A 13355-nucleotide genomic window follows, 5' to 3' on the forward strand; every position below is an offset into this window, starting at 1 on the left:
ATCGCTCAGCGCGGGGTCAAGGACAGCCAGATCCCGTCGCGGCCACGCACGGTCAGCTGCGCCACCGGCATCGGCTCGCGCCCGGGCACCAGCGCGACGCGGAAATGCTTCAGCATCATGGCGAGCAACAGCGGCCCCTCGGCCATGGCAAAGCCCGCCCCGGGGCAGACCCGCGGCCCGGCCGAGAAGGGCACATAGGCCAGCCGCGAGCTTTCCCGCCCCTCGGGCGTGTCCCAGCGCGTGGGGTCGAAATCGTCCGGGTCCTTCCAGATCCGCTCGTGGCGGTGCAAATGCCAGGGGCTGACCACGACCAGCGCCCCTTTCGGCACCTTGCGGCCGCGGAAGGTTTCCTCTTGCACCGTCTCGCGCAGATACATCGGCACCGGCGGGTAAAGCCGCATCGATTCCCGAAACACCGCGCGGGCCAGTTTCAGCCGCGGCACCGAGGAGGCGTAGATCTTTTCAACGTCGATCACCGTCTCGGCTTCCTCGGCCAGCTTGTCCTGCCATTCCGGGTAAAGCGCCATCAGGTAAAGCGACCAGGCCAGCGCGGCGGCCCCGGTTTCATGCCCGGCCAAAAGGAAGATGCCGACCTGATCGACCATCTCGCCCGGGCTGAAGCACTTGCCATCCTCGGGGTCGGGGGTGGACATGATCCGCGTCGCCAGATCGTCGGGGGCGGTGCCCGCGGCGATCTCGGCCGCGCGGGCCTCGACCAGAGCGGAAATGAAGCCGCGGATCTGTTTCGCCGTCTTCGCCGTCGCGCCAAAGCGCAGCCGCGGCAGCCAGCGCGGCAGGCTGAACAGGGTGCCGGTGTTCACCATCGGCCTTGAGGCCTGATGCGCGCGGAAGGCGTCGAAGACGGCATTCGCCGTCGCATTCTCGACCGGGATCGAAAAGAGCGTCCGGAAGATCACATCGAGCGCAATATGGCTGGCCTGGCCCTCCACATCGACGGGGCGGCCATCGGCCAAGGGTTTCAGCCGCTCGACGCCCGAGAGCGCCGCATCCCACATCGCGGGCAGCACGTCCTTGGTGCGGCCACCGTCAAAGGCCGGGTCGATGATCCGGCGTTGCCGTTCCCATTCCGGCCCGTTGGTGATGAAGATCGAATGGCCCAGAAGCGGCGTCAGCCCCTCGAAAAGCCGCAAGGATTTCGGGAAATCCTCGGGGCGGCGGGTCAGGATCAGATCGACCAGATCGGGGTCGTTGCACAGGAAGGAGGTGAAGAAGGGCGAGTGAAATTCGGCCATCCAGGCGCGGAACATCCGGGCGGGCTGCACGGCCAGGATGTCCTGCCGGATCAGGCGAAAGAAATCGCGCGGGCCGACACGCTCGGGCCGGGGGGCGGGCTTGACCGGGCGGCGATGCGCAAAGGGGCATTGCGGGGCCTCGGTGGCGCGGTCTGCGGCGGCGTCTTTCATCGGCTATCCCCTTCACCTTCCTCGGCCTCTTGTGCCACGAAGCAGGCGCAGGTGTGGTGATGATCGTCAAGTTTGCGCTGTGATCTCAGTCCGCGACAGGCAGCAGCACCGGCACCTCGCGCCAGTCCTGCGGGAACATCCGCTCCAGCGCGGCGATCTTCGGCATGTCCACCTGAACGATATAGGGGTGGTCGGGGTTCAGGGTCAGGAAGTTCTGGTGATAGGCCTCGGCCGGGTAAAAGGCGGCGCCGGGGTCCAGCTGCGTGACGATCGCGGCGTCAAAGGCGCGGGCGCGGCCCAGCTGGTCGATATAGGCTTTCGCGATCCGGGCCTGATCCTCGGTCACGGGAAACAGGGCCGAGCGGTATTGCGGCCCGACATCGGGGCCCTGACGGTTCAGCTGCGTCGGATCATGCGCGACGGAAAAGAACACCTGCAACAGGTCGCCATAGCTGATCTGCTTCGGGTCGAAGACCACCTGCACGGCTTCGGCATGGCCGGTCTCGCCGCCCGAGACCTGATCGTAATGGGCTGTCGCCGCCGTGCCGCCCGCATAGCCCGAGGTGGCGCTGATCACGCCGTTCAGGTGCTGAAACACCCCCTGCACGCCCCAGAAGCAGCCGCCCGCGAAGATCGCGGTTTCCGGGCCGGTCAGCGCCGCCGCATCCACGGCGGGCGGCGGGATCACCCGGAATTCCTCGGCAAAGGCGGGGGTGGCAAGGGCAAGCGCAAGGGCAAGAACAAGGCGGCGCATCGGGCGATCCTTTATCCGAAGGTGAAGGCGAAGGCCTGAACGCCGGGGGCGTCGAAGCGGATTTCAAAGAGGTGGTCGGTGACGGGCCCCTTGGCGCGGTAAAGCTGATAGAGCCGGTCCTCGGTCACGATGCCCCGGCCCGCGGCATCGACGTCAAGCCCGGCATCGGCGCCGGGGGGCTGGCCGTCGATCGTCACGGTAAAGGGCACCGGCGCGGCCCCGGGCGCCAGCACCAGATGCAGGTCGCGGGCGTGAAAGCGCATCGTCACGCTGCCGGAGGGCGCAGTCAGCTGCGCGGCCTCGACCCCCACGGTCCAGTCGCCCGCCAGCGCCCATTCGTTCAGCCGCAGATCAGGCGCGGTGTAGCGATGCGGCTGATCGGCGATCAACCCCTCGGCATTCAGGTTCCCGCTGGCGCGCTCATGGCCCAGATAAGTCTCGGGCGAGAAGACCGCGCGCATATCGGCGGGGGCGGAAACGCCCGCAGCTTGCACCTGCGCCGTCGTGTCGGGACTGGCCCCGGCCTCGGCCAGAAGCGTGCGGATCACCTGTTCGGACTCCGCATAGCCGCCCTCGCCGAAATGGTGGTGGCGGATCTGCCCCTTGGCATCAATGAAGTAATGCGCGGGCCAGTAGCGGTTCGAAAACGCCCGCCACAGCGCGTAGTCGTTATCCAGCGCCACCGGATAGGTGATGCCCAGATCGCGGACCGCCTTTTCGACATTGGCCGGGTTCTTTTCAAAAGCGAATTCGGGCGCATGCACGCCGATCACCACCAGCCCCTTGTCGCGATAGGCGGCGTCCCAGGCCTGCACATGCGGCAGCGCGCGCAGGCAGTTGATGCAGGAATAGGTCCAGAAGTCGATCAGCACGACCTTGCCGCGCAACTGTGCGGCGGTCAGCGGCGGCGAATTGAGCCACTGCACCGCGCCGGTCAGATCGGGCATCTGGCCTTCGACCGGCAGGGCCTCGGGCTGGCCCTTGGCCACCATCGCCGGGCCCGCCATCATCGCGGGGCCTCCGGTCATCGCGGGGCCTCCGGTCATCGCGGGGCCACCCGTCATCGCGGGGCCACCCGTCATCGCCGGGGCGGTCATCGCCGGACCCGTCATGGCCGGGGCGGCCTGCATCACCGTGCTGCCCTCGGGGCCGAAGCGGGTGAGCAGCGCCGCTTCCAGCCGGTTCGTCGAGGCAGTCGAAAGCCGCGTCAAAAGCCCGGTATCAAGCCCCAAAGCAATCGCCGCGACGCCCGCCAGGACCAGCGCGCCCAGACCACGCCGCAGCCCCTCGCCCAGACCCAGGCTGCGCTTCATCAGCGCAAAGACCCGCCCCCCGGCCAGAAGCGCCACCGCAAGCGCCGTCGCCGCCCCCAAGGCATAGGCGAACAAAAGCCCCGTCGTCGCGACGCTTGCCCCGTTCAGCGCCGCCCCGGTCAGGATCAGCCCGAGGATCGGCCCGGCGCAGGGCGCCCACAAGAGACCCGTGGCCACGCCCAAAACGGCCGAACCGAAGACCCCCTCGCCCCGCCCCGCGGCGCGGTTGCCCAGCGCGACCAAGGGTCGGGTCAGCCGTTCGGACAGCGCGGGGAACAAAAGCATCAGCCCGAAGACAGCCAGAAGGGTCAGCGCAAGCCCCCGCCCCCAGCCATTCGCGGCCACCGCCCAGCCACCGCCCACGGCCGCCAGGCTTGCCACCGCGGCAAAGGCCAGCGCCATCCCGGCCAGCATCGGCAAGCCATTCGTCAAAAAGGGTTTTCCGGCGCGGGCAAAGACGAAGGGCAAAACCGGCAGGATGCAGGGGCTGAGGATCGTCAGCACCCCGCCCAGCCAGGCCAGAAGGGCAAGGGTCATCGTTCAGGTCTCCGGGGTGAAGGTCATCGCGACCCCGTTCATGCAATAGCGCAGCCCGGTCGGCGGCGGGCCGTCTTCGAACACATGGCCCAGATGACCGCCGCAGCGGGCGCAATGCACCTCGGTCCGGGTCATCATCAGCGCGCCATCAATGCGGGTGCCCACGACCTCGGGGCGGATCGGCTGGTAGAAACTCGGCCAGCCGGTGCCGCTGTCGAATTTCGTCTCGGACGCAAACAGCGCCTGCCCGCAGCCCGCACAGGCAAAGGTGCCCTTGCGGTGTTCCTGCTCCAGGGGGCTCGTGTAGGGATATTCCGTGCCCTCCTTGCGCAGCACCGAATAGGCCTCGGGCGACAGAAGCTTGCGCCATTCCTCGTCGCTGTGCACCACCTCGAAGGTTTCGGCCGCGGCCTTGTGGGGGGCCAGACCGACGGCGGCCAGCCCCACCGACAGCAAAAGATGTCTCCGGTTCATGCGCTCCTCCGCAGCTTGATCCGAAGCATCAGTTAGGGCGCTAACGGCCGCTGTCACGCGGCCGCGGGCAACGCTTTCGTGACTGGGTTAAAAGATCGCGTGATCGCCGCGGTCATCGGCAATCTCGCCGCGCAGCATCGCGGCGACGTAATCCTCGAACCGGTCGGTGCCGAATTCCGGCGTCGCATCAGCATCATAGCAACCCTTGACCGGGTTCCAGAGCAGCATCGATTCCGAGGCATAATAGCGCCCGATCCGTGCCAATTCGGCCTTGCCCGCCAGTTTCGGGGAAAATTTCCCAAGAACGCTCAGCACGCCGACAATCGCATCCATCAGCTTCGGCGTGACATGGCGGATCTTCACCGGCTGGCCGGTCAGCCGCTCCAGCATCGCCGCCTGATCCAAGGGCGTGATCGCAGGCCCCGGGCCGCCGATGGGCAGCACCTTCCGCACTTTCTCGGGATCGCTCAGACAGGAGGTGAGGAACCGCCCCAGATCGGCATCGGAAATCGGCTTGCAGGCGGTGATCCGGCCATCGCCGAAAACCAGAAACGGTTTGCCCTTCTGCACCCGCGGGATCTGCCCCGAAAGCGACTTGAAGAACGCCGTCGGCCGCACGATCGACCATTCCAAGGGCGAGCCGCGCAGCTGCGCTTCAAAGGCCAGTTTCGCCTTCTGGAATTCCAGATAGGGTTTTTGCACGCAGATCGCAGAAAGCAGCACGAATTTGCGCACCCGCGCCTCCATCGCCGCTTCCAGCGCATGGGCATGGGCGCGGTCGTCGATCGCCCAGGCATCGGCGGGCAGCCCGGTGCGCGAAGCAAGGCAGGAGACGATCGCGGCGCAGGGATGATCCTTCAGCACCCGCGCCACGGTGTCGGGATAGCTCACGTCGCCCTCGATCAGCGTGCAGCCGGGCAGCTTCGCCGGATCGGTCCCCGGCCGCACCAGCGCCCAGACGCCATGCCCCTCGGCCAGCAAAGCCGCGGCCGTCGCCCGGCCGATGGTGCCGGTGCCGCCCAGCAAAAGCACACGGAATTTCAGATCTTTCATCGCAAGGCCCCCTTTTCGCACCCGCAGCTTAGCAGGATGCACGGGCGCGGCCAGACGCAGTTTGGCGCAGGGCCAAAGGAAGGGGGGCAGCCGACCCCACCGGGCCGCCCCCCAACCCCGGTCGTTCGATCAGTTCTTGCCGACGATGACGTCAGAGGCCTTGATGATCGCGCAGGCCTCGTCGCCGACCTTCAGCGCCAGATCGGCGGCGGCTTCGTTGGTGATCGAGGCGGTGACCACGGTCCCGCCGATGTCGATCTTGACATGGGTGGTGACATTGCCGGTCTCGACGGCGGTGACCTTGCCCGCCAGAATATTGCGTGCGCTGAGTTTCATCGGGGTGTCCTTTCCCGGAACGATTGAGTCGATTTGTGCCAATTGCTTGCGGCAAGGCCAGTGTTAACCTTTGCTACCCCTTTGACAATATGAGAAAAATCCACATATCGCAGCCATGCGCGGGCTGCATGCCTCCTCTTCCGGCGGCGGGACGCGGGTTCAACCCTCGGGCACGGTCAAAAGGTCGGTCAGTGCCGAGAGCGGCAGATCCAGACGGCGGATCTGCATCTCCTCCAGGAACTTCTCTTCCATTTTCGTCAGCGGACCGGGGATCAGCGCGACATGTCCAGCGCCCGAACGCTTGGCGATCTGACGCGCGTAAATCCGCAACAGCTGATCGTCGAAGCGGCAGCCCAGGAACAGGAACGGCCGCCCGGTGCGACGCTCTCGCACCTCTTCCGGAATCGGGGTCTGGATGTCGATCTCGGTCAGCACCTCGACGTAATCGGCGTCCGACAGAAGGAAGGAAGACCCCATCCGCACCAGACCGTTGGGCTTGTAGATCAGCGATTTCCAGCCCGGATCGGCGGTCGCGACGGGTTCGCCGAAACTGTCGAAGGCGGCGGTGAAGGCCTCGGAATGCGTCCCCGCCCGGCTGATCCCCTGCACCAGCCCCCAATCGCCGTCACCCGGGCCGAAGGCGCGCAGGATGCCCTCGTCATACCAGGTGTCAACGACCATCGGCACCCGCATCGAGGCCAGCCAGTCATGCACCGGATTGGGCCGGTCGGGGCGGCCGACGAAAGCCTTGCGCACCAACGCGTCCAAGGTCGCGCGGAACTTCCGGCTTTCGATATATTGCGCCACCGCCCACAGATTGCCCGCGGCCCGGCGCGGCACCCGCACTTCGGCCTCCAGCCTGCGGCACAGCTCGGCCGTCGTGCCGGGCGCCTGCCCGCCCGACAAAGCCGAGACTTCGGGGCCCAGATAGGGGATGCGACGGCCCGCCCCCACCTCGGCCATGACGGTTTCCAGAAGCGCGATGTCGGTCATGCTCAGTCCTCGTCGGAAATCTTGCGCGCCTCGACCGTCACCGGCAGCTGCGGCGGGGTGTCGAACTCGGGCATGGCAAAGACCCAGCCATTGGCCAGCTTCGCCCAGCCGCCCCAAAGCCCGGGTTTTTCCTGCGCGACCACCATTTCCTCAAGGTCCTTCTTCGGCACATAGGCCTCGATCCCCTTGGCGGTTTCACGGATCATCACTTTCATCGGGAGAGGTCCTTTGCAGTTTGCGCAAGGCTTGCGCGGGTCACGATATGGGATTGCAGCGCCTGTTCGGCCTCGCGCGCGGCAAGGGTCCCGGCGGGCTTGATTTCCTTTTCGCGCATGCCGACGATCGAGCCGCGCTCGATGAAGTCGATGGCGTAGATGTAGAATTGCGACAGGAACACGCCGATGTCGCGGACATAGCCGACGTCGCCCTTTTTCACCACGATGTCGCCGATCTCGAACCCGGCCATGGTGCCGTCGTTCTTCACCTGCTTGCGGGCGATCACCTTGTCGCCCGGCCGGTAGACGGGGGCGCGGTAGACCTCGATTTCACGGTCGTCGGTCGACATGGGTCACTCCTTCAGATGGGCAAGCCGCTGGATCGCGGTCTCGCGGATGATGTCTTCGGGGTCAGAGACAAGGCGGCGCAATTCCTCGCGCCCGCCTTCCTCGGCAACGGTGTGGCGGACGCGGAGATCGTCATCCGCCACGAAAAGCCCGGGCCGCCGCCGCGCCGCCACCCGCCGCACCAGCGGCTCGGGATCGGTGCGGAAGCGGTCAAGAAAAGCGGGGTCGATGCGGCGGGCGACCTCGGCGCGGACCTCGGGATCGGGGTCGGCACAAAGCATCGGCAGCATCCCCGTCTCGGCGCGGCGGGCAACGATCAGCCGGACATGGCCGTCCTTGTCCTGCAGCATCGGCAGCAGCCCGCCCGGCGGCAACCGATGCGCGACGGCGATCCGCACGGCGCGGTCCGGGTCGCGGATCAGCCGTTCCGCATGCGCGGCGGGCAGGCGCAGCACCGCCATGCCCCGCACGGCCGGGTCCTCGTCGGCCAGAAGCCGCGGCAGCCGGAACACCGAGGCCGTCCGCGCCGCCTGCACCCGGGTCTCGAAATAGGGATGACCCAGGTTTTCATCCGCCAGTTCGGGGTTGAGCAGAAAGAACCGCTCGATCCGCTTGGCGTAGCGATCATTCAGGCAGGACCAGCCCAGCCCGCAATGCCCGCTCTCCAGCAGGTCCTGAAACCGGCAGGCGCCGCATTCCAGCGCCTGACCCGTCCAATCAAGGGGTTCGGGGCCTTCGGGCATCGGATCCTCAGGCGGTAATGGCTTGTTTCTGGGTCATTCTTTCGCGGTAAAGCGCAAGGATGGCGGGTTCGATGTAGTCGTGGGCCCAGCTGTCGCGGGCGGTGATGCCGGCGCTTGCCAGGCCCTCGCGCGGGCAGTCGCCGATCTTGGCCACCAGAACCGTGTCGATCCCGTCAAGCGCCGCGATGACGCGGTCAAGACGGTCTTCCGCGCCGCCGCCGTCGACGCAATAGTTGTCGCAGCGGCGGTGAAAGGCGAAGCGGACGCCCGTGGCATCGACCTCGAAGACCTGGAATTCCGTCGCATGGCCGAAATGCTGGTTGATCCGGCCGCCGCCCTGGGTCGTCACCGCGACCAGAAGTTTCGGCGAGCTGGCCGCGCAGGCCGCCTCGGTCGCGGCCTGGGCGGCCTCGGCGGCGGCGCGGCGGTCTTCGCGCTCGGCGCCCACCCAGTCGCGATAGGTTTCGCGCGCGGCGGGATCATAGACCGGCGCCTCGGGCACGAGGTCCAGGGTGAATTCCTGACCCCGATCCTCGCCCAGAAGCCCCACCGCATCGGCGCGGCACTGGCGGCAGTGCTTCATCAGATTGGCCCCGCCCGCGCAGGCCTCCTGCACCGCCAGAAGCTCGGCCGCCGTCGGGCCGCGCTGCCCGGTCAGGCCGAAATGCGTGCCATGTTCGGGCGCCGAAATCAGCGGCATGATGTTGTGCAAAAACGCGCCGCGGCGTTTGACCTCGCGGTTCACCTCCAGGAGATGCGCGTCGTTGATCCCGGGGATCAGCACCGAATTGACCTTGACCAGGATGCCGCGCGCGACGAGACCATCGAGCGCCGCCATCTGCCGTTCATGCAGGATGCGGCTCGCCTCGACGCCATAGATCCGTTTGCGGTTGTAAAAGATCCAGGGGTAGATCTTTGCCCCCACCTCGGGGTCGATCATGTTGATGGTGATCGTCACGTGATCGACATTCATCTCGACCAGTTCATCGAGGTGATCGGGCAGGGCGAGCCCGTTCGAGCTCAGGCACAGCTTGATGTCGGGGATCTGCGCCGTCACCAGCCGGAAGGTTTCCTTCGTCTTCAGCCAGTCATAGGCGCTGTCGCCCGGCCCGGCGATGCCCAGAACCGAGAGCTGCGGCACCTCATTCGCCACCGCAATCACCTTGCGCGCGGCCTCCTCGGGCGTCAGCCGTTCCGACACGACACCGGGGCGGCTTTCGTTCGAACAATCGTATTTGCGGTTGCAGTAATTGCACTGGATGTTGCAGGCGGGCGCCACCGACACATGCATGCGGGCGAAATAATGATGCGCCTCTTCGGAATAGCAGGGGTGATCCTTGACCTTGGCCCAGGTCGCCGGGTCCATGTCTTCGGGTTTTTCCTTGCTACCGCAGCCGGTTGCCGATCCGGTCGCGGAACAGCCGCCCGCGGCCAGCGCGGCCGAGAGGCTCTCCTTCGAGCCGATCGCCAGGGTGCCAAGGGCCACGACATTGTCCGACATGCTGCTCTCCGTTCTGGTCCCGCTTGGGTCATCAGGGATGCAGCAAGAACCGTGCCAGGCCCGCGGCGGGGCGATTGGCACAAAACCTGCGCTTTTGTCGGGAATGCGACAGGCGCGCAAACAAAAACCCCGGCCGAAGCCGGGGTCCGTCGCGTCTTCCAAGCGCCCTCAGATCTTGCGCAGCTCGATCTCGAATTTCTGCAGCGCATAGGCGATCTGGCGCGGGGTCATGCCCAAAAGCCGCGCCGCCTTCGCCTGCACCCAACCCGCGCTTTCGAGCGCCCGCAGCAGCTCTTCGCGGCTCAGCTGCGCGGTCTTGGTGCGCAGCGGCACCTCCTCGCGCGGCGGCGCTTCGGGCGCGGGCTCGGGCGCAGGGGCGGGTTCGGGCGGCGGCGCGCTCACCCGGACCGTCGGCGTGATCACCCGCCCCACCGCCAGCCCGCCGATCGGCGAGGTGCCGTCCTGCAGCCGGAACAGTTCCGCCGAAAGGCAGGCCCCCTGCCGACAGGCCAGTTCCTCGGCCAGAACGATCGCCCCATCCGAAAGCGCCGCGGCCCGGTTCACGCAGTTTTCCAGCTCGCGCACATTGCCCGGAAACTGGCAGCGGCAGATCTGGTCAAAGGCATCGGCGGCGAATTTGACATTGGTGGCGTTCTGCTTGTTGAACCGGTCCAGGAACAGCTGCGCGAGCGGCTTGATGTCGCTCTTGCGGTTGCGCAAGGGCGGCAGCACGATCGGCACGACGCAGATGCGGAAATAAAGATCGGCGCGGAACTGGCCCCGCGCGACGGCGTCTTCCAGGTCGCGGTTCGTCGCGGCGACGATGCGGGTATCGACCTTGATCGTCTTCGCGCCGCCGACGCGCTCGAACTCGCCCTCCTGCAGCACGCGCAGCAGTTTCGACTGAAAGGCCGGGCTGATCTCGCCGATCTCGTCCAGAAACAGCGTGCCGCCATCGGCCAGTTCGAACCGGCCCTTTTTCAGCGCGGTGGCGCCGGTGAAGGCGCCTTTCTCATGGCCGAAAAGTTCCGATTCCAGAAGGGTTTCCGAAAGCGCGGCGCAGTTGACGCGGATGAACGGGCCTTTCGCGCGGGGGCTTTGGGCGTGCACGGCGCGGGCGAACAATTCCTTGCCGGTGCCGCTTTCGCCGCGCAGCAAAACCGGCATCCGGGTGGAGGCGACGCGCTTGATCTGCGCCACCACCTCGGCGATGGCGGGGCTGGAGCCGACGATGCCATCGAGGCTGACCGGCGCCGCCGGGCCGCGCTGTTCGGTGACGGTCTGCAGCATGCGGCGGGTGTCTTCGAGCGCGCGTTCGCGGTCGCGCGCGATGCGGCGGCGAAAGCGCAGCGCCTGTTCGAGGAGCGAGGCGACCATCGTCAGCACCCGCACATCGGCATCGGAAAAGCCCGACCGGTTGTGGTCATGGCTGCGATAGGCGGCCAGGACGCCGAGGACGAAATGGCTGCGTTCGGGGTCGCGCAGCGGCACGGCGATCAGCGTCTGGCCCGCGTCGCGCAGCCGTTTCGGCACCGCCTCGGCGCCGAATTCGGCGGCCAGATCAAAGCTGACGAAAGGCACGCCGGAGCGAAAGACGATCCGCGCCACGGCATCGGGCAGCACATCCGCGGCGGGGGCCTCGGGGCTGCGCTGAAAGGCCGTCGCGGCGATGACATAGGGGTTCACCCCCGCGCCCTCGCCCGGCTCGGCCAGAAGCGCCAGCACCCCATGGCGCAGATCGAGGAAAGACGACAGCACGTTGAAGATCTGCGGCACCTCCGCCACCGGATCCGGCGCCGCCGCAAAGGTCTTCGCGATCTCGTAAAGCGCATCCAAGGCAAGGCGGTCGGCGATCGACTGCGTCGAGCGACGCCGCGGCGAGGCGGGGCGGGATTGTTGATCGGTCATGCAGTCACCCCCTCACAGGAAGGAATTTCCGCGGCGGATGACCCGGGGCAAGGGACTCGGGCGGCAGCCGCTGCAGTCGGGACTTCTGCACTGACCATAGGGCATGGGCGAAAAAAGGCACGTCTTCCGACGCGTCCGGCAGGCAAGTTCGGTTCATTTTTGCAAGGTCACCGGGTCGATTGCGCAATTATGCGGCGAACCGGCCCCGGGGGCCGGAAAATCTGGCAGATTGCAGGCGGTCAGGATTTGATCACTTTCAGCGTTTCAAGGCCGACGAAGCGGGCTTTGCGTTTCGCGGCCTCGGTTTCGAAGACCTTGAAGACCTTTTCCTTGAGCGGCGTCGAGGCGACGAAATCGGCCTGCGCCCGCAGCAGCGCATCGCGCGCGCGCTCAAAGATCCCGTCTTCGGTCAGGCCGGTCATGTCGGTCTCGCGCAGATAGGCGCCGAAGCGCTTCATGATGTGCAGCCGGGACGAGTTCAGCACCTCGCGGATCGGCTCGACGCCCAGGAAGGCGAAGATTTCCTCGGCCGAGGACAGTTTCGTCAACGCCGCAAGCGTGGGGCTTTCGGGGGTCATCTGGGTCTCCTTCATTCACGTTCGGGCAATCAGGTTCGGGGCGACGGGCGGGCGAGCCGCGCCACCATGCGGCGCAGATCCCCGGCCTCGACGGGGCGTTTCACCCGCACGGCATGGGCGCGCAACAGCGGCTTCAGCCGGTCGAGCACGGCATCGTCGGCGGGCAGGCCCGCCTCCAGCAGGGCGGCGCGCAGACCGGCGCTGCCCGAATGCTTGCCGATCACGATCTGCCGTTCGCGGCCAAAGCGGGCGGGGGCGCAGCGCGGGTCTTCGTAGGTGTCGGCGCGTTTGAGGATCGCATCGACATGGATGCCGGATTCATGCGCAAAGACCATCGCCCCGGTGATCGGCTTTTGTGGCGGCAGCGCCCGGCCCGAGGCCTTGGCGACGACGGCGGAAAGTTCGGGCAGCGCGCAAAGATCAAGCCCGGTGTCGATCCCCCCGGCTTCCAGCGCGGCGCCGACCTCTTCCAGCGCGGCATTGCCCGCGCGTTCGCCCAGCCCGTTCACCGTGACCGACAGATGCGTCGCCCCGGCATGGGCGGCCATGATCGTATTCGCCGTCGCCATGCCGAAATCATTGTGGGCATGCATCTCGATCGGCAGGGAGATCCGCGCCGAAAGCTCGGCCACAAGCCGAAACGCGCCCAGCGGATCCAGCAAGCCAAGCGTGTCGGCGATGCGGAACCGGATGGCGCCCGCGGCGGCGGCGACCTCGGCCAGACGGATCAGGAAGTCGGGATCGGTGCGGCTGGCATCCTCGGCGCCGACCGAGACCTGCAGGCCGCGATCACTGGCGCAAAAGACCAAAGCCGCGGTCTCGCGCAAGATCCAGTCGCGATCGACGCGCAGCTTGCCCTCCAGCTGCGCGGTGGAGGTGGGCACCGCGAAATGCACCCGCTTGACCCCGGTTTTCTGCGCCATGTCCAGATCATGCATCCGCAGCCGACACCAGACGACAGGCGTCGCATGGGCGATTTCGGCGACGACGGCGCGGATTTCGGCGACCTCGGCCCAGCCCATCGCGGCGATGCCGACCTCGATCTCCGCCACGCCCGCCCGGTCCAGCGCCCGGGCGATGGCCTTCTTTTCGGCCAAGGAAAAGGCCACCCCGGCGGTCTGTTCGCCGTCGCGCAGGGTGGTGTCGCAAAGCGCAAGCGTCCGGTCGGGTGTCATCCT

Annotated in this window: 14 protein-coding genes; all 14 read right to left on the minus strand. The window is 67.0% G+C overall.

Translation table 11 applies throughout. The features are described 5' to 3' along the window. Positions 1 to 5: 5 nt before the first annotated feature. The 14 genes from RCAP_RS16080 to nifV all read right to left on the minus strand — a co-directional run bounded on the left by RCAP_RS16080 (position 6) and on the right by nifV (position 13352). Positions 6 to 1424 carry a cytochrome P450 gene (locus RCAP_RS16080; RefSeq protein WP_013068953.1) on the minus strand — a complete coding sequence of 473 codons (1419 nt, stop codon included), beginning with the start codon at positions 1422 to 1424 and terminating at the stop codon, positions 6 to 8. A gap of 85 nt (positions 1425 to 1509) precedes the next feature. Next, positions 1510 to 2178: a peptide-methionine (S)-S-oxide reductase MsrA gene (gene msrA / locus RCAP_RS16085; RefSeq protein ID WP_013068954.1), complete on the minus strand. Its 669-nt coding sequence runs from the start codon at positions 2176 to 2178 to the stop codon at positions 1510 to 1512. Between the two features lie 11 nt (positions 2179 to 2189). After that, positions 2190 to 4028: a cytochrome c biogenesis protein DipZ gene (locus RCAP_RS16090; protein ID WP_013068955.1), complete on the minus strand. Its 1839-nt coding sequence runs from the start codon at positions 4026 to 4028 to the stop codon at positions 2190 to 2192. A 3-nt stretch (positions 4029 to 4031) separates the two neighbouring features. Next, entirely contained in the window at positions 4032 to 4502 is a 471-nt protein-coding gene (gene msrB, locus RCAP_RS16095) for a peptide-methionine (R)-S-oxide reductase MsrB (RefSeq protein WP_013068956.1), read from the minus strand. Positions 4503 to 4589: 87 nt separating this feature from the next. Further along, on the minus strand, positions 4590 to 5555 hold the full coding sequence (locus RCAP_RS16100; protein ID WP_013068957.1) for an NAD(P)H-binding protein: 966 nt from the start codon (positions 5553 to 5555) through the stop codon (positions 4590 to 4592). 129 nt (positions 5556 to 5684) lie between these two features. Then, entirely contained in the window at positions 5685 to 5891 is a 207-nt protein-coding gene (locus tag RCAP_RS16105; RefSeq protein ID WP_013068958.1) for a TOBE domain-containing protein, read from the minus strand. A 159-nt stretch (positions 5892 to 6050) separates the two neighbouring features. Further along, on the minus strand, positions 6051 to 6884 hold the full coding sequence (locus RCAP_RS16110) for an SIR2 family NAD-dependent protein deacylase (protein ID WP_013068959.1): 834 nt from the start codon (positions 6882 to 6884) through the stop codon (positions 6051 to 6053). 2 nt (positions 6885 to 6886) lie between these two features. Continuing rightward, positions 6887 to 7099: a putative nitrogen fixation protein NifT gene (gene nifT, locus RCAP_RS16115; RefSeq protein WP_013068960.1), complete on the minus strand. Its 213-nt coding sequence runs from the start codon at positions 7097 to 7099 to the stop codon at positions 6887 to 6889. Next, a complete protein-coding gene (locus RCAP_RS16120) occupies positions 7096 to 7449 on the minus strand; it encodes a nitrogen fixation protein NifZ (RefSeq protein WP_013068961.1) in 354 nt (117 codons plus the stop codon). Before RCAP_RS16120 ends, nifT begins: the two co-directional genes overlap by 4 nt. A gap of 3 nt (positions 7450 to 7452) precedes the next feature. After that, on the minus strand, positions 7453 to 8190 hold the full coding sequence (locus tag RCAP_RS16125) for a 4Fe4S-binding leucine-rich repeat protein (RefSeq protein ID WP_013068962.1): 738 nt from the start codon (positions 8188 to 8190) through the stop codon (positions 7453 to 7455). A gap of 7 nt (positions 8191 to 8197) precedes the next feature. After that, a complete protein-coding gene (gene nifB / locus RCAP_RS16130; RefSeq protein WP_013066310.1) occupies positions 8198 to 9691 on the minus strand; it encodes a nitrogenase cofactor biosynthesis protein NifB in 1494 nt (497 codons plus the stop codon). A 168-nt stretch (positions 9692 to 9859) separates the two neighbouring features. Next, positions 9860 to 11599, minus strand: a complete 1740-nt coding sequence (nifA, locus tag RCAP_RS16135) for a nif-specific transcriptional activator NifA (RefSeq protein ID WP_013068963.1) — start codon at positions 11597 to 11599, stop codon at positions 9860 to 9862. A gap of 239 nt (positions 11600 to 11838) precedes the next feature. After that, positions 11839 to 12177 carry a nitrogenase stabilizing/protective protein NifW gene (nifW, locus tag RCAP_RS16140; RefSeq protein WP_013068964.1) on the minus strand — a complete coding sequence of 113 codons (339 nt, stop codon included), beginning with the start codon at positions 12175 to 12177 and terminating at the stop codon, positions 11839 to 11841. Between the two features lie 29 nt (positions 12178 to 12206). Then, positions 12207 to 13352 carry a homocitrate synthase gene (nifV, locus tag RCAP_RS16145; RefSeq protein ID WP_013068965.1) on the minus strand — a complete coding sequence of 382 codons (1146 nt, stop codon included), beginning with the start codon at positions 13350 to 13352 and terminating at the stop codon, positions 12207 to 12209. Positions 13353 to 13355 lie beyond the last annotated feature (3 nt).

The organism is Rhodobacter capsulatus SB 1003 (assembly GCF_000021865.1).
Classification (GTDB): domain Bacteria; phylum Pseudomonadota; class Alphaproteobacteria; order Rhodobacterales; family Rhodobacteraceae; genus Rhodobacter; species Rhodobacter capsulatus_B.

Excerpts from the sequence above, each read along its gene's own strand:
- RCAP_RS16080 (WP_013068953.1), bottom strand. The coding sequence starts at position 1,424 with ATGAAAGACGCCGCCGCAGACCGCGCCACCGAGGCCCCGCAATGCCCC.
- msrA (WP_013068954.1), bottom strand. The coding sequence starts at position 2,178 with ATGCGCCGCCTTGTTCTTGCCCTTGCGCTTGCCCTTGCCACCCCCGCC.
- RCAP_RS16090 (WP_013068955.1), bottom strand. The coding sequence starts at position 4,028 with ATGACCCTTGCCCTTCTGGCCTGGCTGGGCGGGGTGCTGACGATCCTC.
- msrB (WP_013068956.1), bottom strand. The coding sequence starts at position 4,502 with ATGAACCGGAGACATCTTTTGCTGTCGGTGGGGCTGGCCGCCGTCGGT.
- RCAP_RS16100 (WP_013068957.1), bottom strand. The coding sequence starts at position 5,555 with ATGAAAGATCTGAAATTCCGTGTGCTTTTGCTGGGCGGCACCGGCACC.
- RCAP_RS16105 (WP_013068958.1), bottom strand. The coding sequence starts at position 5,891 with ATGAAACTCAGCGCACGCAATATTCTGGCGGGCAAGGTCACCGCCGTC.
- RCAP_RS16110 (WP_013068959.1), bottom strand. The coding sequence starts at position 6,884 with ATGACCGACATCGCGCTTCTGGAAACCGTCATGGCCGAGGTGGGGGCG.
- nifT (WP_013068960.1), bottom strand. The coding sequence starts at position 7,099 with ATGAAAGTGATGATCCGTGAAACCGCCAAGGGGATCGAGGCCTATGTG.
- RCAP_RS16120 (WP_013068961.1), bottom strand. The coding sequence starts at position 7,449 with ATGTCGACCGACGACCGTGAAATCGAGGTCTACCGCGCCCCCGTCTAC.
- RCAP_RS16125 (WP_013068962.1), bottom strand. The coding sequence starts at position 8,190 with ATGCCCGAAGGCCCCGAACCCCTTGATTGGACGGGTCAGGCGCTGGAA.
- nifB (WP_013066310.1), bottom strand. The coding sequence starts at position 9,691 with ATGTCGGACAATGTCGTGGCCCTTGGCACCCTGGCGATCGGCTCGAAG.
- nifA (WP_013068963.1), bottom strand. The coding sequence starts at position 11,599 with ATGACCGATCAACAATCCCGCCCCGCCTCGCCGCGGCGTCGCTCGACG.
- nifW (WP_013068964.1), bottom strand. The coding sequence starts at position 12,177 with ATGACCCCCGAAAGCCCCACGCTTGCGGCGTTGACGAAACTGTCCTCG.
- nifV (WP_013068965.1), bottom strand. The coding sequence starts at position 13,352 with ATGACACCCGACCGGACGCTTGCGCTTTGCGACACCACCCTGCGCGAC.